Raw genomic sequence first — 22,727 nt, forward strand, 5'->3', positions numbered from 1 at the left:
GTCCGCCCCGCCTCCTGTGTGTGGCAGCCATTCAACTGACGCTCTGTCAGATTACTGAACTGACGCGTCGTCAGGAATGGTCGTACACGCAAAGATGGCTACGGTGCGGCCCGTACCGACAGTGCACCCACGAGGCGCCCCCCTCCATCAGGCGTGTGTACCGGGGAGAAGGGGGGCGACGGGCGGCGGTCAGTCGCAGGCGCCGATGTGTGTCTGCCGGTCGATGATCGCGACACCGTTCGACCACATCAGGGCGTTCACCGTCGAGCAGGCCGGGTCGACCATGTCGGAAGAGCGGGTCTCGTACCTGACCGGCCCCGCGTAGTCCAAGAACGTGCCTTCATCGACGCTGCACGTGGCCCCCGTGAGGTTGGGGCACACCTTCAGCTTCATGTGCTTCCTGACCCCGGTGTTGTTGTCGAAGAGGGCGCAGGCGCCGTCCTTCCCCCCTACTCCGTACTTGGTGTACGTGAACAGGGTTCCGAGCCGACTGGCGTCCGGGAGGGGTTCCGCGAACTGCAACTTGTACCCACTACCGCACAGCACGGCGGCGGCGTGTACCGCATCGGGATGCGCCGCCGCGAGCGCACGTGTCTGCGCGTTGGCCGTCGGCGCGACATCGGCGCTCGACACCTTCGCGGCAGCCGGCTTCGACTCCTGGGCCAGGGCTTGCGGAGCCGCGAAGACCGAAGAGGCGAGAGCGGTGGACAGGGCAAGAGCAGGCAGCCACTTGCGCATGACGGTGTTTCCCCCAGTGATGAAGGCGCAAAGGAGACCGACCTGTGACGGAACGCGTGCGTGGGGTCCCCGTTGCGCTGAGCTGGTCGTGGTCGTGGTCGTCCGCTCCCGTCCCGCCCGGACGATACGGGCGCGCGGTTCCCCAACTGACCGGGAGCAGGACGTCACTTTAGGCACAGGGGCACCGGCGGCCGCAAGGCATTTTGATGCGGACATGCCGGGGAGCGGTGCCGACCGGAAGGCAAGCGGAACCCGCGCGCGAACGAGCTCGCCATGCGCCTGCCGCGGAAACGGAACCGTCCGTACGGGCGCGGAAACCGGACCGGCGCACCCGCGCACCCGCGTGGTGCGTCCGCCCGTCTTTTGTGGGACATCCGCCGCCGCTCTCCGGCAAGGGCTGCTGCCGGGCATCGGCCGCCCGCCCATCGGTTCCGCCGGTTCGTGCCCGGTCGCGCGGTGCCCCGGCCGGGAGCCGTGTCCCTCAGCCCGGCAGCACCGACAGCCGGCCGGCACCCTGCCGTTCCACCGCCTTCGCGATCTTCCCGGCGTCGATGGCCATCTCACGGAACATGCCGCTGATCGGGTTGCTGAACCCGGTGAAGTAGAGCCCCGGGGCGTTCTTCGGGGAGCGGGCGCCGTGCACCACCGGCTTACCACGGTCGTCGAGCACGTCGAGGTGGCCGACCAGGCCTTCCAGGGCGCGGACGTATCCGGTCGCGGCGATCACCGCGTCGGGGGAGACGCGGGTGCCGTCCGCGAGGACGATCTTGCCGTCCTCGAACCCCTCGACGGCGGCCACGACCTCCACCTTCCCCTTGCGCACGGCGTCGATCAGGCCGACGTCCTGCACGGGGATCGACCCCTCCTTGACCCTGCTGTACAGGCCGGTCTCCGGGCGGGGCAGCCCGTGGGCGGACAGGTCCGGCACGCTCAGCCGCGCCATCGGCCCGGCCAGCCGGTCGACGAGGGCGACGGGCAGCCGGCGTACCAGCACGGCCGAGTACTGCGCGGCCCAGCCGGCGGTCGACCGGCGCACGATGTGCGGCGTGGTCCGCACCGACAGCCGCACCCGGGAGGCGCCGCCCTCCACCAGGTCCACGGCGATCTCGGCGCCGGTGTTGCCGACCCCGACGACCAGCACGTCCCGCCCGGCGTACGGCTCGGCGTTGCGGTACTCGCCCGCGTGCCGGAGCTCGCCGCCGTAGCCCTCCAGGCCCGGCCAGTCGGGCACGCGCGGGGTGTGGTTGTACCCGGTGGCCACGACCACCGCGCCGCCGGTCAGCTCCCGACCGCCGGAGGCGTGCAGCAGCCAGCCCGTGCCGTCGGGCAGCCGCTCGATCCGGGAGACCTCGACCCCGGTGACGATCTCCAGCCCGTGGTGCTCGGCGTACTTCTCCAGGTAGCGCACCACGTTGTCCCGGGACACCCACCGCCCGAACCGGCGGGGCATCGGCAGCCCCGGCAGGGCCGAGAGGCGGCGGGTGGTGTGCAGGTGCAGCCGGTCGTAGTGGCGCCGCCAGGACGCCCCGACCCGGTCGGACTTCTCCAGGACGACCGCGCGGATCCCCCGGGCGCGCAGCGCGTACGCGGCGGCCAGCCCGCCGGGGCCCGCGCCGATGACGTAGACGGGGCGGTCGGTGGGGGGCGCGGACAGGGGGGATTCGGCCATGAGCGCGAGCGTAATCATGCACGGGGTTGATGGGTCTCGGTCAAGACCGGAATTGGTTGCGGATTTATCACGGCTGTGCGGGGCGTGGGTGGGACCGGTGCGGAAACGGCCGCGACGCCGGGTCCCGGTGCGCGGGAGCCCGGCGTCGCAGAGGGCGGCGTCCGACGGCAGACGGGAAACGGAAGCCGCCGTTCAGGGGGGCGGGGGCGGTTCGGGGGGCTCGCACAGGTTTTCCTCACCCGACTCTCGGCATTCCGCCGGATCTGACGTACCGTCAGATGTCATGGACGCGATCTGGCTCAGCGGCGCGGAGTGGCTGGCCGTGCTCCGTGTCGGGCTCGGCCTGTGGTGGCTGGAGAGCTGGCGGCACAAGGACAAGAAGGCCTGGTTCGAGCGCGGCACCGGCATCGCCTGGGCGGCGGACGTCGCCTCGAAACACCGCTGGACCGCGGTCCGTTCCGGCTTCCGGACCGTGGTCGAGCCGCGGCCCAAGGCGATGGCGTACGTCGTGGTGTACGCGGAACTGGCCCTCGGCCTGGGCCTGGTGGCCGGGTTCCTCACCCCGGTCGCCCTCGTCGGCGGCCTGCTCCTGAACCTGCTCTACCTCACCCTCATGATCCACGACTGGGCCGAGCAGGGGCAGAACTCGATGATGGCGCTGATCTCACTGGTCGCGCTGTTCGGGATGTCCTGGCAGGTGTGGTCCGTCGACCACGCCCTGGGGTGGTTCTGAATGGCGGCGGTACGGTACGACGTCCCCGAGCCCGACGCCTTCACCCGGACCTACTGGGACGCGGCGGCCGAGGGCCGGCTGCTCCTGCGCCGCTGCCGAGCCTGCGGCCGGGCGCACCACTACCCCCGGGAGTTCTGCCCCCACTGCTGGAGCGACGACGTCACCTGGGACCGGGCCACCGGACGCGCCACCCTCTACACCTGGTCCGTCGTCCACCGCAACGACCTGCCGCCGTTCGGCGGGCGCACGCCCTACGTCGCCGCGGTCGTCGAACTCGCCGAGGGCCCCCGGATGATGACCGAGGTGGTGCAGTGCGCGGCGGGGGAGCTGCGGGCCGGGATGGCGCTCGAGGTGGTGTTCCGGGAGGGGGTGCCGGTGTTCCGGCCGGCCGCGGCGTGAGCCGGACCAGGCGGTTGAATGGTCGCCATGGACCGTCTGAGCGATCAACCCACCGTCCCTGCCGCTGCCGAACCGCACGGCCACGGACTGCGCCTGCTCCGCTGGAACCCCGACCGAGACGCCGACGTGGCGGACTGGCTGCGGATCCGGGAGGATCCCGACTTCCGGCGCTGGAACACACCGCTGAAGCCGGTCACGGACTTCGACAGCGCCCGGGACTCCCTGCGCGCCCAGGCGGCCGACGCCGCGAACGGCGGCTGTGCGCCCTTCCGTGTCACCGACGCGGCCACCGGTACGACGCTCGGCCACGTCGGCGTCAACGCCATCGACCAGGTCTTCCGCCTCGCCCGCGTCGGCTACTGGGTCCTCCCGGAGGCCCGCGGCCAGGGAGTCGCCGCCCGGGCACTCGCCCTCGCCACCCGCTGGGCGTTCGACGAACTCGGCCTGCACCGGCTGGAACTGGGGCACGCCCTGGGGCACGACGCGTCGTGCCGGATCGCGGAGAAGTGCGGCTTCCCCTACGAGGGGACGCTGCGCGGGGCGATGTTCGAGGCCGGACGGCGGGACGCGTTCCGGGACGTGCACCTGCATGCGCGGATCGCGACGGACCCGGAGCCGACGGTGAAGTAATCGGCAGGCGAGGCAAGGACGTCGGGCGCGATCATGAGGCATGCGTCCCGACGACTGGCACCTCACCGAAGACCTCGACGGCTTCCTCACCCGCGCCGGTGACTTCCTGCGCTCGCGCCCCGCACTGCACACGGTGGCCCTGACGGTCACCGATGCGCTGCGCAGACGCGGGCTCCACGTCTACGGGGAGGAGGCGCCCTGGTTCGGGTGGCTGACGGATCCCGACGGCGCCGTACGCGCGGTGCTGTTCCGGACGCCCCCGCACCCGCTGCACATCACGCCGGTGACCGAGGAGGAGGCCGACGCCCTCGCCGCCCGGCTCCTGGGCCACGACCTCACCGGTGTCTCCGCCGAGCGGGAGACGGCCGAGGCGTTCACGGCGGCGTGGCAGCGGCGCACCGGGAAGCGCGGTGAGCTGCTGCAGCGCCAGCGGCTCTACCGCCTCGGCGACCTGACCGTACCGGAGCCCGTGCCCGACGGCCGGGCGCGGGTGGCCGGGCCGTCGGACCGGGAGCTGCTGATCCGCTGGTACGGGGAGTTCGCCGAGGCCGTCGGGCAGGGCGGGCGCCAGGACGCCGGCGCCTGGGCCGACGCCCGTATCGCCCACGGCGGCATCACGCTCTGGGAGAGCCCCGACGGCAAGTCCGTCGCCATGGCCGGGGTGACCCCCGAGGTCGCCGGGCAGATCCGCGTCGCTCCGGTCTACACCCCCGCCCACCTGCGCGGACGCGGTTACGCCGGGGCCGTGACCGCCGACGTGAGCCGGGCCGCGCTCGGGGTGGGGGCCGAGGTGCTGCTCTTCACCGACCTCGCCAATCCGACCAGCAACGGGCTGTACCGGCGGATCGGCTACCGGCCGGTGGCCGACTTCGCGGTGTACGGGTACGAGTCAGGGCCAGGGGCATAGCGGCAGGGCCCCGTGGTCACGGCCACAGCAGCGTCCGCTCCCAGCCGAACCCGGTGCGCCGGTAGGCGAGCCGTACGTGCCGCCGCTCGGAATCCCCCTGGAAGAACTCCACCTCCTCCGGCCGCACCCGGTACAGCGTCCACGTCGGGGAGGGGCTGGCCGGATCCGCCCGCGCCTGCTCCCAGGCCTCCTGCGAAGCGCGCCGCAGCTCCTCCACCGACTCCAGGACCTCGCTCTGCCGGCCGGTCAGCGCCGCCGCGAGCGCACCCGTGGAGCGGGCGTGCAGATCGGCCTGGCTCTCCCGCGACGGCGCCGCCGTCACCGTCCCCCGGACCCTGACCTGGCGGCCGAGCACCGGCCAGTAGAAGGCGAGGGCCGCGTGCGGGCGGCCGGCGAGCTGCCGGCCCTTGCGGCTGATGGAGTGGGACCCGAAGGACCAGCCGTCGGCGTCGGCGCCGTGCAGCATCACGATCCGCACGTCCGGGTGCCCGTCCTCGTCCGCCGTCGCCAGCGACATCGTGTGCGGCTCGACCTGCCCGGCGGCCACCGCCTCGGCGAACCAGGCGGTGAACAGGGGGAGCGGGGTCGGGGGCGCGGTCGTCGGGTCGAAGGCCGGCAGTTCCGTGACCCCGGGGGCCCAGACCCGCAGCGACCTCAGGAGCTCGTGGAGATCGGTTGGTGCCATGGGGCGAGTATCGCCGGTCCGCTCCCGGTCATGCCGCGTCATGCCGCAGTGAGGCCCAGTGTGCCCTCCTTCACTCCCGTCCCAGGATCACCGTCCCGGAAGAGCAGAACCACCCCCCGGTCCCCGAGGCCACCGCCAGCCGCGGCAACCCGCCGTCCGGGCGCCGCACCTGCCGTTCCCCGCCCTCCCCGCGCAACTGCCGGACCGCCTCCACCAGCAGGAACAGCCCGCGCATGCCCGGGTGCTGGGCCGAAAGGCCGCCCCCGTCGGTGTTCACCGGAAGCTCCCCGCCACGCACCAGCAGCCGCCCCTTCTCCACGAACGCCCCGCCCTCGCCCTTCGCGCAGAAGCCGAGGTCCTCCAGGGTCACCAGCGTCATGTAGGTGAAGGCGTCGTAGATCTCCGCGAAGTCGATCTCCTCGGGGCGGACGCCGGCCCGCTCGAAGGCCAGCCGGCCGCTGACCGCCGCGGGAGACACGGTGAAGTCGGGCCACTCGGACATGGTGGCGTGCGAGACGTGCTCGCCGGTGCCGAGGATCCACACCGGGGCCGAGCGGCAGTCCCGCACGTACTCCTCGGCCGCCAGCAGCACCGCCGCGCCGCCGTCGGAGCGCAGACAGCAGTGCAGCTTGGTGAAGGGGTCGGCGATCACCGGGCCGGACAGGACGTCGTCGACCGTGATCGGCGTACGGAACATCGCCTCCGGGTTCAGCGTGGCGTTGGCCCTGGCCTGCACGGCGACCTCGGCCAACTGCTCGATCGTCGTACCGTGTTCGATCATGTGGCGGCGGGCCGCCATCGCGTACTTGGCGATCAGTGTGTGACCGTAGGGCACCTCGAACTGCAGGGGGCCGCGGGCGCCGAAGGAGAGGTCGCCGGTCCGCCGGCCCGCCCTGATGTCCGCGCGGGCCGTCGAGCCGTACACCAGCAGGACGGCGTTCGCGTGGCCGGCCGCTATCGCGTCCGCCGCGTGCGCCGCCATCACCTCCCAGGTGGAGCCGCCGACGGAGGTGGAGTCCACCCAGGTGGGGCGCAGACCCAGATACTCCGCCACCTCCACCGGGGCCAGCGTGCCGAGCCCCGCCGAGGCGAAGCCGTCCACGTGCGCGCGGTCCAGTCCCGCGTCCGCGAGCGCACGGCGGGCCGCCTGGGCGTGCAGGGTGTACGCCGTGGCGTCGTCCACGCGGCCGCAGTCGGAGAGGGCTACGCCCACCACGGCGACCCTCCGGCCTCCCCGGGCCCTCGAGCTCTCTCGGGTCATGAATCTGACGGTACATCAGATGAAGTGGCGCACGGCAGACCGCGTACCTCTGGGCATCGCCATCCCGCCGCCCTAACATGACGCCCCGTCAGATCAGGTCGGGAGGGACCAGCCATGGACACGCGCCTCACCGCCGAGCAGGACGAAATCCGCCGCACCCTGCGCGAGTTGCTGCACAAACGCTGCGGCGCGGAGGAACTGAGGGCCGCCCTCGACGGCCCGGCCGGACACGACCCCGCGCTGTGGAGCGCCCTCGCCGACCAGCTCGGCCTGCCGGGCCTGGCCCTCCCCGAGGCGTACGGCGGCGTCGGCTGCCCCGTCACCGACCTCGCCCTCGCCTGCGAGGAGGCGGGGCGGGCGCTCGCCCCCTCCCCGCTGCTCGCCACCTCCGTACTCGCCGCCCCGCTGGTCCTCGCCCTCGGCACCGACGCCCAGCGTGCCGACCTGCTGCCCCGCCTCGCCTCCGGTGCGCTCACCGCCGCCCTCGCCGTCCCCGGCACCGCCCTCGCCACCGCCCTCGCCCTGACCGGCGGCAACGGCGGCGCGTGGGCGGGCGGCGGCCGGGCGGGCGGCGTGCAGGCCCGCCGGGACGGGACCGGGTGGCGGCTGTACGGGCAGGCCGACCAGGTGCTGGACGGGCACAGCGCCCGGCTGCTGCTCGTCGCCGCGCACGCCGGGGGCTACGCACGGCCCCGGACCCTGCTGTTCCTGGTGGAGGGGGACGCGGCCGGGGTCGTACGGACCCGGCAGACCTCGCTCGACGCCACCCGGCCGCAGGGGCGCGTCCAACTGCGGGACGTGCGGGCCGCGTTGCTGGGGGATGAGGACGCCGACGTGCTCACCGCCCTCGCCGCCCGGGGGGACTCCGCCGCCGCGGTACTCGCCGCCGAGGCCGTCGGGGCCGCCGACCGGGCGCTGGAGCGGACCGTGGAGTACGTCGGGCAGCGCGAGCAGTTCGGCCGGGCGATCGGCTCCTTCCAGGCGGTCAAACACCGCCTCGCGGACGTGTACGTGGAGGTGCAGGCCGCCCGCTCGGCCGCCTACTACGCCGCCTGGGCGGCCGCGCACGGGGAACGCGGGGAACAGGCCGGCGGGCTGGCGCTGGCGCAGGCCCTGCAGGCGCTGCGGTGCGCGGCGGGCGAGGCGATCCAGCTCCACGGCGGGATCGGTTTCACCTGGGAGCACGAGGCGCACCTGTACTTCAAGCGGGCCGCCGGCGACGAACTGATGTTCGGGCCGGTGCACCGGCTGCGGGCGCGGGCGGCCGAGGCGGCCCGGATTTTCGAGCGCGAGGAGGTGGCGGTCCGATGACGGCCATGGGAGTACGCCTGGTGCAGAAGGTGTCGTCCACCCGGGGCTTCGCCAAGGCCGCCCCGCACCTGATACCGGCCCTCGACCGGGCCGTGCACCGGCTCACCCGGGGAAGAGTGCTGCTCAGCGCCCAGTTGCTGCCCGGGGTCGTCCTCACCTCGACCGGCGCCCGCAGTGGCCGGCCCCGCCGCACCCCGCTCGCCTGCATGCCCGGGGAGGACGGCTGGCTGCTCGTCGGCTCCAACTTCGGGCGCACCGCCCATCCGGCCTGGACCGCCAACCTCCTCGCCCACCCCGAGGCCTCGATCAGTTGGAAGGGCGAGGACATACCCGTCACGGCCCGGCTGCTCGCGGGGGAGGAACGGGCGGCGGCCTGGCAGGCGCTGCTGGAGTTCTGGCCGCCGTACGCGACGTACCAGGCACGGGTGGAGCGGGAGATCCGGGTGTTCCGGCTGAGCAGGAAGGACGGCTGATCCGCAAGACACCCCCTAGAGCATGGTCAGCCGCTCCACCAGCAGGAACGCGCCGATTCCGAGCATCGCCGCCCCCGAGGTGCGGGTGACCGCCCGGGCGGCGGTGGGACGGGCGGCGAGAACGGCGTGCGCGAGGACGCCCACGGTCAGGTACACGGCCGCGCAGCACGCCATGTGGAGCACGCCCAGCACGGCCGTCTGGACGGGCACGGGCAGGTGGGCGCCGCGGAGGGTGAGGAACTGCGGGAGCACGGAGAGGTAGAGCAGCAGGCCCTTGGGGTTGAGGCCGCTGATCGCGGCGCCGCGCAGGAAGACCCGGGAGTTCCCGGAGCCCTCGGAGCCCTGGGAGCCCTGGGAGTCCTGGGAGCCCTCGGAGTCCTGGGTGTCGGCCGCCTCCGGCACGCCCGGGGTGCGCAGCACACCCCAGCCCAGCCACAGCAGGTAACCGGCCCCCGCCACCGTCAGCGCGGTGAGCAGCCGCGGCGAGCCCGCCACGAGCACCGCCAGCCCCGCCGTCGCCAGCGCCGTGTGCAGCGCGTACCCGGCGACCAGGCCCGCCACCGCGCCCGTCACCCGGCGACCGCGCAGTCCGGCCGCGATCACATAGGCCCAGTCGGCACCCGGTACGCACACCAGCAGCAGGTCGACGGCGAGGAAGGAGAGAAGGCTTGCGGAGTCCATGGTGGGGACATTAGGCGCGAATGGCCCGAATGTGTTCCCGAAGTTTGCCCATGATCACCGAATCTGAGCAAATATCGTCCTCATGGACGAGATCGACCAGAAGATTCTTGCCGAGCTCCAGCAGGACGGGCGGCTGACCGTGACCGAGCTGGCCGCACGGGTGCGGCTGAGCGTGTCGCCGTGCCACCGGCGGTTGCGCGACCTGGAGCGGACCGGTGCCATCCGGGGCTACCGGGCGGTGGTGGATCCGGCGGCCGTCGGGCTGACCTTCGAGGCGCTGGTCTTCGTGTCCATGCGGCAGGAGGACCGGGACACCGTCGTCGAGTTCGAACGGGCGGTGAGCGAGGTGGAGTACGTCCTGGACGCCCAGCGTCTCTTCGGCGACCCGGACTACCTCCTGCGGGTGGCCACCGCGGACCTCGCCGCCTTCCAGCGGCTCTACGACGAGCGGCTCGCCACCCTGCCGGGCGTGCAGCGACTGACGTCCACGCTGGTGATGAAGCACGTGGTGAAGGACCGGCCGTTGCCGGCGTAAGCGTTTGCCCGGGCACGAAGCGCGACAGGCGGTGGTCCACTCGCGTGGACCACCGCCTGGCAGACAGGACTTGAGGCCGGGGAAAGAGGGGACCGCCGGGCGGTCTATCTCGTCGGCTTCCTGCCCGTCACGCCCAGGTGCACCAACAGCGCCAGGTTCGGCTTCAGTTCGGCCTGCTTCACGCCCCACGACGAGAAGCCCTTCTGGTGCCCGGCCACCGCCGCGAGCATCGCGACCAGCGAGCCCGCGATCGCCGCCGGGTTCACCTCCTTGTCGACCCTGCCCTTGGCCTGGAGTTCGGCGATGGACTCCGCCAGGGAGTTGTTCACCGAGTTCAGGATCTTCATACGGATCTTGTAGAACCGTTTGTCCCCTTCGGCGGCGCCGAGGTCCACGACGCGCAGGATGGCGTCGTGCTTGCGCCAGAACTCGAGGAAGCCGTCCACGAGTTCCTGTGCGGTCTGCCAGCCCGACTTGCCGGCCCAGGACCGCCCGGCGAGCAGCTCGGTCAACCCGGCGCCCTCCGCGGCCATTTGCTCGGCGATCTCCAGGACGGCGCCCTCGACGTCCGGGAAGTACTGGTAGAAGGTCGCGGGCGAAGTGCCCGCCTTCCGGGCGACATCGATGACCTTGACGTCCCGGTACGGGGAGGAGCTGAGCATCTCGCTGAGGCAGTCGAGCAGCTTCTGCCGGGTCGCCTGCCCACGCCGGCCGGCCACGCGGCCGTCGACGGTACGCACTTGTCCTGTCATGACGTCAGCTTACCGAGGGGGGATCCCAGCGCTATTCGGCCGACTGCAAATGGGGTGCAAGGGCGTGAGAAGGGTGGTGTGCCTGGTCTGCGCGGTGCGCGCGGCAGGGCTACTTTGGCGGCATGGCCGAAAACAGGGCATCGGTGTACGGAGAGGGCGTCCCGTGCTGGGTGGACGCGCAGCTCCCCGACGTGGCGGCCGGGGAGCGGTTCTACGGGGAGCTCTTCGGGTGGGCCTTCGAGGAGGCGTACGGCACCTCCGTGTGGGCGCGGCTGGAGGGCGAGCCCGTCGCCGCCCTCGCGCCGAAGACCGACGGCCGGATGCCCACCGTCTGGACCGTGTACTTCGCCACCCCGGACGCCGAGGCCCTCTGCCGGCGGATCGCCGTGGCCGGCGGGCAGGTCATCATGGCACCCCTGCGCCTCGGTGACCTGGGCACGGCCGCGCTGGCCGCGGACCCCGGGGGTGCCGTCTTCGGCCTGTGGCAGCCGGGGCGCCACCCCGGGTTCGTCCGCCGTCACGCGCCCGGCACGTTCATCTGGGCCGAGCTCTACACCCGCGACACCGAGCGGGCCAACGACTTCTACGGCGGCCTCTTCCACGACGCCCTCTTCGGCACCGACGCCGAGCCCGACTTCGGCCGCGCCCCGGTCTCCGACGTCTTCCCGGCCGAGATGCCCCCGCACTTCCTCGTCCACTTCCGGGTGGACGACCTCCAGGACGCCCTGGGGGCGGTGCAGCGGCTCGGCGGGCGGGTGCAGGCCGGGCCTTTCGCGGCTTCGTACGGAACCGTGGCCGTCGTCACCGACAATCAGGGGGCGTCCTTCGCGCTGCTCCACCGCCGATAGCAGGGGTTTCGCCCTCTTTATCAGGAGACATCCCGATTGGTCGCCGGGTTCGCAACATGGTCCCCGGCCAGGAAGAATCGGGGTGCGTGCCGCCATGGCGGTGCGGTGGTGAGACGCTGCACTTCGGTCGCGTACACATGTGGATGACGCGGCTCGTACGGGGAGGTGGCAGGCAAGTGGTGGATCAGCTGACGCAGCACGATCCGCGGCGGATCGGGCCGTTCGAGGTGCTCGGCCGGCTGGGTGCCGGCGGCATGGGGCTGGTCTATCTCGCGCGCTCGGCGTCCGGGCGTCGCGTGGCGATCAAGACGGTCCGTACGGAACTCGCCGAGGACCAGCTGTTCCGCGTCCGCTTCACCCGTGAGGTGGAGGCGGCCCGGGCGGTCTCCGGCTTCTACACGGCCGCGGTCGTCGACGCCGACCCGCGCGCCGCCGTGCCGTGGCTGGCCACCGCCTACGTCCCCGCGCCCTCCCTCGAGGAGATAGTGAACGACTGCGGGCCGCTCCCGGCCCAGGCGGTGCGCTGGCTCGCGGCGGGCGTCGCGGAGGCGCTGCAGTCGATCCACGGCGCCGGGCTGGTCCACCGTGACCTCAAGCCCTCGAACGTCCTCGTGGTCGAGGACGGCCCCCGGGTGATCGACTTCGGTATCGCGTCCGGCGTCTCGAACACGCGTTTGACGATGACGAACGTGGCCGTCGGCACACCCGCCTACATGTCCCCCGAGCAGGCGAAGGACTCCCGCAGCGTCACCGGCGCCAGCGACGTCTTCTCGCTCGGCTCCATGCTCGTCTTCGCCGCCACCGGACACCCGCCCTTCCACGGCGCCAACCCCGTCGAGACCGTCTTCATGCTGCTGCGCGAAGGCCCCGACCTCGAAGGCCTCCCGGACGAGCTGCGCCCGCTCATCGAATCCTGCATGCAGATGGAGGCCACGGCCCGCCCCAACCCCGCCGACCTCCAGGCCCAGCTCGCCCCCCACCTCTTCGGCTCCGGCTCCGACGACAGCGGCACCGCCTCCGCCTGGCTGCCGGAGAAGGCCGTCGCCCTCATCGAGTCCCGGCGCGGCGGCCGGCCCGCGGCCAAGCCGTCCCCGACCGGCCCCGGCAACGGCGGCCGGCCCGCGCTGCCCCCGCCGCCGTCCTACGACCCCGCGGTCCCGGCACCCGCCCCCGCACCGGTGGCCGCCCCGGCTCCCCTCGGCGCCCCCGACACCGGCCCCGTCCGCCTGGCCGGCGCCAAGGTGCCCATCGGCCCCGGCCCGCGCGTCGCCGACACCCGCGCCGCCGCCGTCAAGGCACCCCCGCCCGAGGCCGGCCTGGTCGCGAGCTGGTCCCGCCCGCGCCCCGGCGTCAACGGCGCCGACCCCGCCGTACCGGCGCCCCCGCCCGCGCCCCCGGAGACGGCGTCCGGCTGGCGGCCCTGGCGCTTCCGCATGTCCAACGACGTCTGGGGCACCCCCGCCGTCGACGGCGACCTCGTCTACGTCACCTCCTTCGAGGTGCACGCCCTGGACGTGGCCACCGGCCGCCGCCGCTTCAAGACCCGGGACGTCGCCTGGTCCATGGCGGTCGCCGACGGCCGTATCCACGCCTCCGACGGCCCCACCCTGTTCGCCCTCGACTGCCGCGAGGGCACCGACCTGTGGCGGCTGTCCACCGACGCCTGGGTGTACTCCCTGGAGGCCGACCGGGGCACCGTCCTCACCGGCACCCGCGGCGGCGGCGTACAGGCCTGGGATGCCTCGGGCGGCCAGAAACTGTGGGAGATCACCGGCTGCCAGACCGACTTCGAGTCCCCCGAGGCCGGCCCCGCCCTGCACGACGGCACCGCCTACGTCTGGCAGGACGCCCGGCTGCGCGCCCTGGACGCCCGCACCGGCGAGGAACGCTGGTCGTACCCCATCGGCGACGCGGCCACCTGCGGCGGCGTCCCGGTCCGGCTCACCCACGCCCCCGACGGCCACGTCTACGTCGCCGCCGGCACCCGCGTCCTCGCCGTCGACGTCGCGACCGGCATGGTGCGCTGGCACTTCGAGGCCCCCGCCGCCTTCCTCTCCCCGCCCACCTTCGCCCCCGGCCCCGCGGTCACCGGCGGCGGCATCTACCTCGCCGACTACCTCGGCACCGTCTACGCCCTCGACGCCACCGACGGCCGCGACCGCTGGCGCATCGCCACCGAGTCCCGCGCGTCGATCGAGCCCGTCCTCGTCGCCGCCGGACACGTCCACGTCGGCAGCGGCAAGGGGCTGTACACCCTGGACGCCGTCACCGGCACCCCGAAGTGGCGCTTCCAGGCGGGCGGCGACGTGGTGGGCGCCCCGGCGGTGGCGGAGGGCCGCATCCACTTCGGCTCGACGGACCACCTGCTGTACACCCTCAAGGCCGACGACGGCCGCCTGCGCTGGAAACTCGCCACCGGCGGCGAGATCACCGGCTCCCCGGTCGTCAAGGACGGAGTGGTGTACGCCTGCAGCAAGGACCGCTGCGTGTACGCGCTGGACGCGGAGAAGGGGACGGGGACCGCGCGGACGGCCTGACCTGGCTTCCCGGGGGACGGCCGCCGTGCCGGTAGTCGCACGGAAGGGGCTGCGGACGGCGGCCGTCCACGGCTGACGCTACCCCCGGCGCCGGACCCCCGCCACGCGGTGCACACGGCTGGATACGCTGACCGCATGACTGGACGGACGCGCACGCTCAGGTTCACGGCCGTACTCGCCTTCCTGGCGCTCAGCCTCACCGGCTTCTCCACGGGCCGCCACCACAGCCGCCACGGAAGCGGTGGCGGTGGCGGCGGGTGCAGCAGTGACCGCCAGGACCACGACACCTCCAGCTCCACCTCGGGCGGAGGATCGTACGACGACTCGGACGACGGCTCGGACGACGACTCCGTACCTGCCGTCGTCCCGGGTGGAGGCACCGGAGGGAGTTCCTACAAGCCGCACCCGACCCACCGGGCCACCTCCACCTCCGGCTCCTCCGGCGGGAGCGGCAAGCCGTTGGAGAACGCCGAGACGAAGCTGATCAGCTGCGCGACCGTGAAGCGTCCGTACGCCACGGTCGAGGTGAAGAACCCGAACGGCCGCAAGGCCACCTTCAGCGTCGACGTCTCCTTCCGCGACGACGCCGACGCCGAGACCGACTTCGGCTCCGAGTACGTCACCGTCCCGGCGAAGGGCACGGCGCAGGTCCGGGTCAAGTTCAGCGAGGGTGACGGAACCGGGATCGACCACTGCCGGGTGAACCCGGAGGCGCGCCCGGAGTGACGGCCGCGTTCACCGCACCCCGAACTCGCCGCCTCGCCGCCCACCGAACAGTTCGGCCTGCCGTTCCACCGGCAGATTCCCCAGCGCGATGAGATGCGGCGCCTGCGCGAACGCCGGCGCACGCGCCGCCTCCTTGGCCGCCCACAGCGCCCGCACGGTGCCCTGCACCGCCTCGGTGGGACACCGCGCGATGACCTCGGCACACCGCACGGCACCCGCCAACGCCTCACCCTCCCCGGTGACTTCGGAGACGAGCCCGATCTCATGGGCCCGCCGCGCCCCGATCCGCTCGGCGTTGCCCATGAGCACCATCCGCGCGACCTCGCCGTACGGCATCCGCTGGGTCATGAGCACGGACTCGTAGGCACTGACCATGCCGTACGTCGTGTGCGGGTCGAAGAAGACCGCTGTCGCGTCCGCGACGATGAACTCGCACTCGCCCAGCAGGTAGAAGGCCCCACCGCACGCCATCCCGCGCACGGCGGCCACCACCGGCTTCCACAGGTCGTTCGCCTTCGGCCCGACCGTCAGCAACGGATCGTCCTGCATGTACGGCGACGAGGGCTGCGGCACGACCACGTCCCGGTCGATCCCGGTACAGAAGGCGCGCTCCCCGGCCCCGGTGAGCACGACGGCACGCACGCTGTCGTCGAACCGCAATCCCCGCCACAGCGTCCGGAGTTCGCCGGCCATCTCCAGATCGACGGCGTTGAGCCGACCGGGCCGGTCGAGGGTGACGACGGCGACGCCGGTGTCCTTGTCGGCGTCGAGACGCAGGGTCTTCAACTGCGGGGCGTTCACGCCAGAACCCACTGGGGCAGCCCGTCGGCGAACACGACCTGCACCCGGGCGCCGATTCTGATGCTGTGCGGGGGAAGGGAGTCGAGCGGCGCCCCCGCACGGTTGACGAGATTCCCGACGAGCCGCACACGGGGCGCGTCGTCCAGCTCCACGACGATCACGTTGTACGGCGCCTGCGCGGCGTACTCCGGCAGCAGCGGCGGATGCGGCACGACGTACGACCAGACCCGCCCGCGCCCCGAGGTGACCCGCCACTCGCAGGCGAAGGACTGGCAGTGCGGGCAGCAGGGGCGGGGCGGGAAACGGGGCTCACCGCAGTCGGCGCAGGCCTGGACGCGCAACTCCCCCCGGGCGGCGTACCGCCAGAAGGGGGCGCCGTCGGTGTCGATGACGGGATGCAGCACGGTGCGGTCAACTCCTCAGCAGTAGAGCGGACGTCGGAACACCCTCACCGGCGGTGACGAGACAGGTGGCGGCGCCCGGCACCTGCGCGGTGCTGGTCCCGCGCAACTGCTTCACGCCCTCGTTGATCAGGTTGAAGCCGTGCACATAGGCCTCGGAGAGCCCACCCCCACCGGTGTTGAGGGGAAGCCGCCCGCCGATCTCCAGCGCGCCCCCCTCGGTGAACGCCCCGCCTTCCCCCCGCCCGCAGAAGCCGTACCCCTCCAGGGAGAGCGGTATGAGGGCGGTGAAGGCGTCGTATATCTGGGCGACGTCCACGTCCTCGGGCATGAAGTCGGCGTGCTTCCACAGGTGCCGGGCGGCGGTCCAGGCGGGCCCGGTGAGCGGGTCGTCGTTCCAGTAGTTGACCATGCCGTGGTGCTGGGCGGGCAGCCCCTGGGCGGCGGAGTGGACGTAGACGGGGGTGCGGCGGCAGTCCCGGGCGCGCTCCCTGCCGACGACCACGCAGGCGAGGGCCCCGTCCGTCTCCAGGCAGTTGTCGAAGAGGCAGAGCGGCTCGCTGATCCACCGGGCGGTCATGTACATCTCCCGGGTGAGAGGCCGCTCGTACATCACGGCCGCCGGATTCTGGTTGGCCCGGTTCCGGCAGGCGAGGGCGACGTTGAAGAGGTGGTCCCGGGTGGCGCCGTACTCGTGCATGTAGCGCCGCGCGAGCATGGCGATCTCGTCGGCGGGCCGGAGAAGCCCGAACGGCCGGGTCCACTGACCGGGGGTGGGGAGTTGGACGGCGGTGTTGGTCCAGGGCCGGGGCCCGCTGCCGCGCTTCCGCGACCGCCAGGCGACGCCGACGGTGGCCTGGCCGGAGGCGATGGCGGCGGCGAGATGCGCGACGGTGGCACAGGAACCGCCGCCCCCGTACCCCACCTTGCTGAAGAACGTGAGGTCCCCGAACCCGACGGCCTTGGCGAGCTCCACTTCATCGGTCTCCTCCATGGTGTAGGAGGCCAGGGCGTCCACCTCACCGGGATCGATCCCGGCGTCGTCGAGGGCGGCCAGGACGGCACGGCAGGCGAGGGTCTTCTCGTCCTCGGGGAGCCGCTTGGCGAAGGCGGTCTGCCCGATCCCCACGATGGCGGTGGCGTCTTTGAGCCCTGGTCCTGCCGCTGGTCCTGCCACGGTGCACCTGCCTCTCCTCTGCTGACAGCCCGTCAGGTTACAGCTAATCTGACGGTCAGTCAGCTACGCGTGCGGGGAGGTCTGCTGTGGGTGACTGGGACACCATTCCGGACCTGGTGCGGTGGTCGGCCGAGCGGTACGCCACCGCCGAGGCGGTGGTGGAGGGCCGCAGCCGGGTCTCGTACGGCGAACTGGGCGCCCGGGTCGAACGCGCGGCGGCGGCCTGCATTGCGAGCGGGGTGGAGGTGGGCGACCGGGTGGGGGTGTGGGCCCCCAACTCCCTCGACTGGATCGTCGCTGCGCTCGGGGCGGTGACGGCGGGCGCGGTACTCGTACCGCTGAACACGCGCTTCAAGGGGGCGGAGGCGGCGGACGTGCTGGCGAGGAGCGGGGCCCGGTTGCTGTTCGTGACGGGGACGTTCCTGGGCGCGTCGTACGTGGCGTCACTGAGACGGGCGGCGGGGGAGGGGCCGGGGGCGGGCCCGCTGCCGGGGCTGCCGGAGCTGGAGCGGGTGGTGATCCTCTCGGGGGACGCGCCTGCGGGTTTCTGTACGTGGAAGGACTTCCTGGCGGGCGGGGAGGGAGTGGGGGAAACGGAGGTGAGGCGCCGGGCCGGGGCGGTGACGGGTTCCTCCCTCTCGGACATCATCTTCACGTCGGGCACGACGGGCCGCCCCAAGGGCGCGATGATCACGCACGAGCAGACCCTGACGGCGTACGACATCTGGGCCGACCTGGCAGGCCTGCGCTCGTCCGACCGCTACCTGATCGTGAACCCGTTCTTCCACACGTTCGGCTACAAGGCAGGCGTGATCGCCTGCCTGACGCGCGGGGCGACGATGATCCCGCAGCCGGTCTTCAACGTGGACACGGCGCTGGCGAACATGGCGGCGGAACGGGTGTCGGTGTTGCCGGGCCCCCCGACCCTCCACCAGTCCCTCCTGGACCACCCGGCGAGGGACGCGCACGACCTCTCGGCGCTGAGGCTGGTGGTGACAGGGGCGGCGGTGGTGCCCTTGCGCCTGGTGGAACGCCTACGCGAGGAATTGGGAGTGGGCACGGTCCTGACGGCGTACGGCCTCTCGGAGGCGAGCGGCATAGTGACGATGTGCCGCCGGGGCGACGACCTGGCGCTGATCGCGTCGACCTCGGGCCGAGCGATACCGGGGACGGAGGTGAAGCTGGCGGAGGACGGGGAGGTCCTGGTCCGGGGCTTCAACGTCATGCGGGGCTACTACGAGGACGAAGCGGCGACGGCGGAGGCGATCACGGAGGACGGCTGGCTGCGCACCGGCGACGTCGGCGTCCTGGACGGCGCCGGCAACCTCCGCATCACCGACCGCCTGAAGGACATGTACATAGTCGGAGGCTTCAACGCCTACCCGGCGGAGATAGAGCAACTCCTGGGCCTCCACCGGGACGTGGCCGACGTCGCGGTGATCGGCATCCCGGACGCGAGGCTGGGCGAGGTCGGCAAGGCGTTCGTGGTCCGCCGGCCGGGGTCCGTGGTCACCGCCGACGACCTGATCGCCTGGGCCCGGAGAGAGATGGCCAACTACAAGGTGCCCAGGGTGGTGGAGTTCGTGAGCGAACTCCCCCGGAACGCGAGCGGCAAGGTGGTGAAGGGGGAACTGCGGGTGGGCGATCGGGATCGGGGTTGAGCGGTGACCGTGGGGCCGCCCGCTTCTTTCGCATTGTCGGCCTGGAGCGACCCGCGTCAAGGGCGCTGCGCGTCGGCTGCGCCAATGGCCCTTCGGGCCACCCTTGACCCGGGCCGCTCCAGCCCGGGTGAGAAGCGAGCGGGCAGCCCGAGGAAAGCGGGGGCCCGGGTAGGGCGGCCCCTGCCGTCGGCCGGCAGCCCAGCCCACCTCAGGGAACCCCACCCGGGCCCCGATGTCCGAGTGCTTCGAACGGTTCCCGCCACAGAACGGCCTGGATCTTCCTCCCTGTCGGAACACGCCTCGGCCGCGGCAGCTCCCCTCCGCGCTGCCGCGGCCGATCCCCGTCGGTAATGGAGGTCTACTTGTCCTTCAGGTCCAGGGCGGGTGGGACCGGCGCGTGCTGGTCCAGCGTGGTGACTTTCTCGCCCAGGGCGGGTGGGACCGGCGCGTGCTGGTCCAGCGTGGTGACTTCCTCGGCCAGGGCCGGCGGAACCGGCGCGTGCTGGTCCAGGGTGGTGATCTCCTCGGCCTTCTTGGCTTCACTCATGGCGGGAACTCCCCCGGTAGGTAACGGTGTATTGCGGCGAAAGCGCCCGCTCGGCAACTCCCCCGAGGGCCGCCGAACGGGCGTTTCGGAGGCCTCAGAGTAGCCGTGAGGCCTCAGGGATCCGCCTGCCCCCCGACGCGACGGATCCAGGAACTAAAGAGTGGCAGCGGCCCATAAACGTTCGATGAACGCCCCGGTGCGAGGCTTTCAGGCGGCGGCGAGCGGAGACAGCAGGCCGCGGACTTCGGCGGCCTCGGAGGAGCCGGCCGTGTCGTAGATGCCGAGAGCATCACGCCAGCAAGCACGGGCTCGGTCCGGTTGGCCGAGTGCGTCCAGGGCCTTCCCGAGGAGTGTCAGGGCGTTGGCCCTCATCCAGTCGCCCCCGATGCAACCGATCCCCAGGGCCTGTTCGGCGTGCTGGGCGGCCTGGGTCGGCCGATGAGCCGCGAGGTGTACTTGGGCGATGCGGAAGTGAGTGGTCCCTTCCCAGAGGCGCTGACGGCTTTCCGTGAAGATGTGAAGTGCCTTTTCAAGCTGCTCCAGAGCTTCTGGGAGCCGGCCGGCCTGGGTCAGGACGATCCCTGAGGCGTACCTTGCGTTCGCCAGGCGTACCGAGAGGCCCAGATCGTCGTAGATCTTGATGCCCTGTTGGGCGAGTTCGACAGCTCGTGCACTGCGCCCCATGGATGCCAGCGTCCGCGACAGATTGCAGACGGCACTCGCTTCGCCCGGCTTGTTCTCATCTGCGCGGAAGGCGTCGATCGCCCTGATGAAATAACCCTCGGCGTCGGCATAGAGGGACCTGCATATTGCGATGATCCCCAGTTGGTTCGGAGCAGTGCTGCTGGTCCAGGGGTCGGTTGCGGCTCCGTTGAGGGAATCGGCGCGCCTGGCCTCTCGTTCCGCTTCCTCGAACCGGCCAGCCTGACTGAGGGCCTGGGCGAGCGTGATGCGCGCGCGCATCTCAGCATGGGCGTCCCCCTGGACGGCAGCGGCGTCCCGTGCTGCCATGGCTGTCCTCTCGTACCGGCGCGAACCTGCGCCGGACTCGGCCAGGTCGATCGTGGCCAAGAGGAGATCAATGGCCCGTCGCAACGTAGAGGGTTTCAGGGACTGCTGGACGCAGGCAAGAAGCGGCTCTGCCTCCGCATGCAGCCAGTCCAGCGCGTCCGAGGCGTCGGCAAACTCCTTCCCCGAGTAGCGGCTTTGCTCAAGGTGTGTGACCGTCCGGTCACCGGGACGCTCAAGCGCATAGACCTTGACCGCATTGGCCAGATAGAAGTCCAGCAACCGCGACATAGCCGCCTCCCGCTCGCTCGGCGGCTGCTCGTCCCGCTCCGCACACGCACGCGCGTAGAGCCGGACCAGATCGTGGAAGCGGTAGCGTCCCGGCGCCGCCGACTCCAGCAACGACGTGTCGACCAGGGCCTCCAGCAGGTCCTCGGTCTCCTCCGCCGGGAGGTCCAGGACCGCGGCCGCCGCAGCCAGGGACATGTCCGGACCGTCCGCAAGCCCCAGCAGCCGGAACGCCCGCGCCTGGGCCGGCTCCAACTGGCCGTAGCCGAGCTCGAAGGTCGCTTTGACCGCCAGGTCGCCGGCCTGGAGTTCGTCCAGGCGACGGCGCTCGTCCGCGAGCTTGGCCGCCAGTACCGACACGGTCCAGGTGCGCCGGGCCGCAAGCCGGGACGCCGCGATCCGGATCGCCAACGGCAGGAAACCGCACGCCGCCACCACGTCCAGCGCCGCTTCCCGCTCGCTCGCCACCCGCTCCTCGCCCACGATCTTCGTGAACAGCGACAGCGCCTCGTCCGGGGACATCACGTCCAGGTCCACCAGATGCGCGCCCGCCAGGTCGACCATCCGGACCCGGGACGTCACGAGCGCCGCGCAGCCTTCCGTACCCGGCAGCAACGGGCGCACCTGCGCCGCGTCCTTCGCGTTGTCCAGCAATACGAGCACCCGCCGGCCGTCCAGCACGGACCGGTACAGGGCTGCACGCTCCTCCAGGGAGTCCGGGATCGCCGAGTCAGCGGTGCCGAGGGCCCGCAGGAAGGAGCCCAGTACCGTCTCCGGTTCGGCCGCCCGGGCGCCCGCGCCCTGGAGGTCGACGTACAACTGGCCGTCCGGGAAGGCGGAACGCGCCTGGTGGGCCACGTGGACCGCCAACGTCGTCTTGCCGACGCCTCCGATGCCGGCCAGCGCCGACACCGCCATCACCCGGCCCTCGGCGGAGGCGAGCACTTCGCTCAGTTCCGCCACGAAGGAGGTCCGGCCGGTGAAGTCGGGGACGGTCGCCGGGAGTTGCGCCGGGCGTACCGGTACCACCGCCGGTTCCGCCACCGGTGCGGAGGGTTCGGCGAGTGCCGGGTCCGCCTGGAGGATGCGCTGCTGGAGTTCCCGCAGGTCCGGGCGGGGGTCCACCCCCAGTTCCTCCGCGAGGAGACGGCGGGTGTCCGCGTACACCGCCAGCGCCTCGGCCTGGCGGCCGCTGCGGTACAGCGCCAGCATCAGGAGCTCGCGCAGGCGTTCGCGCAGGGGGTGGGCCGCCGTGAGGGCGGTCAGTTCCGACACCGCCTCCGCGTGGCAGCCCAGCTCCAGGTCCATGTCCAGGCGGGACTCCAGCAGTGACAGGCGCCATTCCTCCAGGCGGACCCGCTGCGCCTCCGCGTACGGGCCCGGCACGCCCGCCAGGGCCTCGCCGTCCCACAAGCCGAGCGCCCGGTTCAGTACCTCCCGCGCATGGCACAGGTCGGCGGCGCCGCGTGCCTTCTCCGCCTCCGCCGCCAGGTCCTGCGCGACCAGCAGGTCCAGCGCGCCCTCGTGCGGTGCGCGGACCGCGTAGCCGCCGGACTCGCTGACCAGGACGCCGGGGTCGAGGACCTTCCGCAACCGCGAGGCGTACGTGCGGACCGCCGCCAGGGCCTGCGAGGGCGGCTCGGTGCCCCAGAGGGCGTCGATCAGTTCCGCGGCGGTCGCCGTGCGCCCCTCGCGCAGCAGCAGGGCGGCGAGCAGGGCGCGCTGCTGGGGGGAGCCGGTGCTGAGTGGTTCGTCGCCGCGCCAGGCGCGCACCGGGCCGAGCACGCTGAAGCGCAACGCCGCGGGTTCCTCCGAGGAGGAGCCGGGGCGCCGCTGCTCCGGTACTCGCGGTACACCGTCCATGCGTTGGTCCCCCTAGGCATCCCGAACAACTACGTCAGTTTGCCTTGTTCGGGGCGGATGCGTCAGCCGTGGGAGACACCGATCACAGGCCGACTC

General features: G+C 72.4%; 22 protein-coding genes. 11 read left to right on the forward strand and 11 right to left on the reverse strand.

Features of this window, described 5'->3' with window-relative positions; translation table 11 throughout:
- Positions 1 to 189: 189 nt before the first annotated feature.
- Both ACFY0F_RS38110 and ACFY0F_RS38115 read right to left on the reverse strand, forming a co-directional pair.
- Entirely contained in the window at positions 190 to 738 is a 549-nt protein-coding gene (locus ACFY0F_RS38110) for a hypothetical protein (protein WP_388805434.1), read from the reverse strand.
- Positions 739 to 1,219: 481 nt separating this feature from the next.
- Entirely contained in the window at positions 1,220 to 2,407 is a 1,188-nt protein-coding gene (locus ACFY0F_RS38115; protein ID WP_388805437.1) for a flavin-containing monooxygenase, read from the reverse strand.
- A gap of 283 nt (positions 2,408 to 2,690) precedes the next feature.
- Between ACFY0F_RS38115 and ACFY0F_RS38120 the strand changes: the two genes are divergently transcribed.
- Genes ACFY0F_RS38120 through ACFY0F_RS38135 form a run of 4 tightly spaced genes read left to right on the forward strand, consistent with a single transcriptional unit; the run spans position 2,691 to position 5,076 of the window.
- A complete protein-coding gene (locus tag ACFY0F_RS38120; RefSeq protein ID WP_388805440.1) occupies positions 2,691 to 3,140 on the forward strand; it encodes a DoxX family protein in 450 nt (149 codons plus the stop codon).
- Entirely contained in the window at positions 3,141 to 3,539 is a 399-nt protein-coding gene (locus tag ACFY0F_RS38125) for a Zn-ribbon domain-containing OB-fold protein (RefSeq protein ID WP_388805443.1), read from the forward strand.
- Between the two features lie 27 nt (positions 3,540 to 3,566).
- Positions 3,567 to 4,169, forward strand: a complete 603-nt coding sequence (locus tag ACFY0F_RS38130; protein WP_388805446.1) for a GNAT family N-acetyltransferase — start codon at positions 3,567 to 3,569, stop codon at positions 4,167 to 4,169.
- 40 nt (positions 4,170 to 4,209) lie between these two features.
- Positions 4,210 to 5,076, forward strand: a complete 867-nt coding sequence (locus ACFY0F_RS38135) for a GNAT family N-acetyltransferase (RefSeq protein WP_388805449.1) — start codon at positions 4,210 to 4,212, stop codon at positions 5,074 to 5,076.
- Positions 5,077 to 5,092: 16 nt separating this feature from the next.
- Here ACFY0F_RS38135 and ACFY0F_RS38140 read toward each other — a convergent pair whose 3' ends face one another.
- Positions 5,093 to 5,761 (reverse strand): pyridoxal 5'-phosphate synthase, encoded by a 669-nt coding sequence (locus ACFY0F_RS38140; RefSeq protein WP_388805452.1) that lies wholly within the window; start codon positions 5,759 to 5,761, stop codon positions 5,093 to 5,095.
- 70 nt (positions 5,762 to 5,831) lie between these two features.
- Positions 5,832 to 7,022, reverse strand: coding sequence for an acetyl-CoA acetyltransferase (locus ACFY0F_RS38145; RefSeq protein ID WP_388805455.1), 1,191 nt, complete (start codon positions 7,020 to 7,022; stop codon positions 5,832 to 5,834).
- Between the two features lie 114 nt (positions 7,023 to 7,136).
- Between ACFY0F_RS38145 and ACFY0F_RS38150 the strand changes: the two genes are divergently transcribed.
- Complete coding sequence (locus ACFY0F_RS38150; protein ID WP_388805458.1) at positions 7,137 to 8,333, forward strand: acyl-CoA dehydrogenase family protein; 1,197 nt, start codon at positions 7,137 to 7,139, stop codon at positions 8,331 to 8,333.
- Entirely contained in the window at positions 8,330 to 8,806 is a 477-nt protein-coding gene (locus tag ACFY0F_RS38155; RefSeq protein ID WP_388805461.1) for a nitroreductase family deazaflavin-dependent oxidoreductase, read from the forward strand. The genes ACFY0F_RS38150 and ACFY0F_RS38155 overlap by 4 nt, the downstream gene beginning before the upstream one ends.
- 15 nt (positions 8,807 to 8,821) lie before the next feature.
- Here the strand turns inward: ACFY0F_RS38155 and ACFY0F_RS38160 are convergent, their stop codons facing one another.
- Positions 8,822 to 9,487: a LysE family translocator gene (locus ACFY0F_RS38160; protein ID WP_388805464.1), complete on the reverse strand. Its 666-nt coding sequence runs from the start codon at positions 9,485 to 9,487 to the stop codon at positions 8,822 to 8,824.
- A gap of 82 nt (positions 9,488 to 9,569) precedes the next feature.
- On the opposite strand from ACFY0F_RS38160, the gene ACFY0F_RS38165 reads away from it, so the two are divergent.
- Positions 9,570 to 10,022 (forward strand): Lrp/AsnC family transcriptional regulator, encoded by a 453-nt coding sequence (locus tag ACFY0F_RS38165; RefSeq protein ID WP_388805467.1) that lies wholly within the window; start codon positions 9,570 to 9,572, stop codon positions 10,020 to 10,022.
- A gap of 104 nt (positions 10,023 to 10,126) precedes the next feature.
- Here ACFY0F_RS38165 and ACFY0F_RS38170 read toward each other — a convergent pair whose 3' ends face one another.
- On the reverse strand, positions 10,127 to 10,774 hold the full coding sequence (locus ACFY0F_RS38170; protein WP_388805470.1) for a TetR family transcriptional regulator: 648 nt from the start codon (positions 10,772 to 10,774) through the stop codon (positions 10,127 to 10,129).
- A 122-nt stretch (positions 10,775 to 10,896) separates the two neighbouring features.
- Here ACFY0F_RS38170 and ACFY0F_RS38175 point away from each other — a divergent pair, with 122 nt between their 5' ends.
- The 3 genes from ACFY0F_RS38175 to ACFY0F_RS38185 all read left to right on the forward strand — a co-directional run bounded on the left by ACFY0F_RS38175 (position 10,897) and on the right by ACFY0F_RS38185 (position 14,885).
- Entirely contained in the window at positions 10,897 to 11,622 is a 726-nt protein-coding gene (locus ACFY0F_RS38175) for a VOC family protein (protein ID WP_388805473.1), read from the forward strand.
- Between the two features lie 176 nt (positions 11,623 to 11,798).
- Positions 11,799 to 14,159, forward strand: coding sequence for a PQQ-binding-like beta-propeller repeat protein (locus ACFY0F_RS38180; protein WP_388805477.1), 2,361 nt, complete (start codon positions 11,799 to 11,801; stop codon positions 14,157 to 14,159).
- 135 nt (positions 14,160 to 14,294) lie between these two features.
- On the forward strand, positions 14,295 to 14,885 hold the full coding sequence (locus tag ACFY0F_RS38185) for a hypothetical protein (RefSeq protein WP_388805480.1): 591 nt from the start codon (positions 14,295 to 14,297) through the stop codon (positions 14,883 to 14,885).
- A gap of 9 nt (positions 14,886 to 14,894) precedes the next feature.
- Here the strand turns inward: ACFY0F_RS38185 and ACFY0F_RS38190 are convergent, their stop codons facing one another.
- From ACFY0F_RS38190 to ACFY0F_RS38200, 3 genes are read right to left on the reverse strand one after another with little or no spacing between them, the layout of a single operon-like run.
- Positions 14,895 to 15,686 (reverse strand): enoyl-CoA hydratase/isomerase family protein, encoded by a 792-nt coding sequence (locus ACFY0F_RS38190; protein WP_388805483.1) that lies wholly within the window; start codon positions 15,684 to 15,686, stop codon positions 14,895 to 14,897.
- Positions 15,683 to 16,090, reverse strand: a complete 408-nt coding sequence (locus tag ACFY0F_RS38195; RefSeq protein WP_388805486.1) for a Zn-ribbon domain-containing OB-fold protein — start codon at positions 16,088 to 16,090, stop codon at positions 15,683 to 15,685. Before ACFY0F_RS38195 ends, ACFY0F_RS38190 begins: the two co-directional genes overlap by 4 nt.
- 7 nt (positions 16,091 to 16,097) lie before the next feature.
- Positions 16,098 to 17,264 carry a lipid-transfer protein gene (locus ACFY0F_RS38200; RefSeq protein WP_388805489.1) on the reverse strand — a complete coding sequence of 389 codons (1,167 nt, stop codon included), beginning with the start codon at positions 17,262 to 17,264 and terminating at the stop codon, positions 16,098 to 16,100.
- An 86-nt stretch (positions 17,265 to 17,350) separates the two neighbouring features.
- Here ACFY0F_RS38200 and ACFY0F_RS38205 point away from each other — a divergent pair, with 86 nt between their 5' ends.
- Complete coding sequence (locus ACFY0F_RS38205) at positions 17,351 to 18,925, forward strand: FadD3 family acyl-CoA ligase (RefSeq protein WP_388805492.1); 1,575 nt, start codon at positions 17,351 to 17,353, stop codon at positions 18,923 to 18,925.
- A gap of 358 nt (positions 18,926 to 19,283) precedes the next feature.
- Here ACFY0F_RS38205 and ACFY0F_RS38210 read toward each other — a convergent pair whose 3' ends face one another.
- A complete protein-coding gene (locus ACFY0F_RS38210; protein ID WP_388805494.1) occupies positions 19,284 to 19,472 on the reverse strand; it encodes a sigma-like protein in 189 nt (62 codons plus the stop codon).
- A 207-nt stretch (positions 19,473 to 19,679) separates the two neighbouring features.
- Positions 19,680 to 22,631: a BTAD domain-containing putative transcriptional regulator gene (locus ACFY0F_RS38215; RefSeq protein WP_388805497.1), complete on the reverse strand. Its 2,952-nt coding sequence runs from the start codon at positions 22,629 to 22,631 to the stop codon at positions 19,680 to 19,682.
- Between the last annotated feature and the right edge of the window lie 96 nt (positions 22,632 to 22,727).

The organism is Streptomyces sp. NPDC001544 (genome assembly GCF_042894285.1).
Taxonomy (GTDB): Bacteria; Actinomycetota; Actinomycetes; order Streptomycetales; family Streptomycetaceae; genus Streptomyces.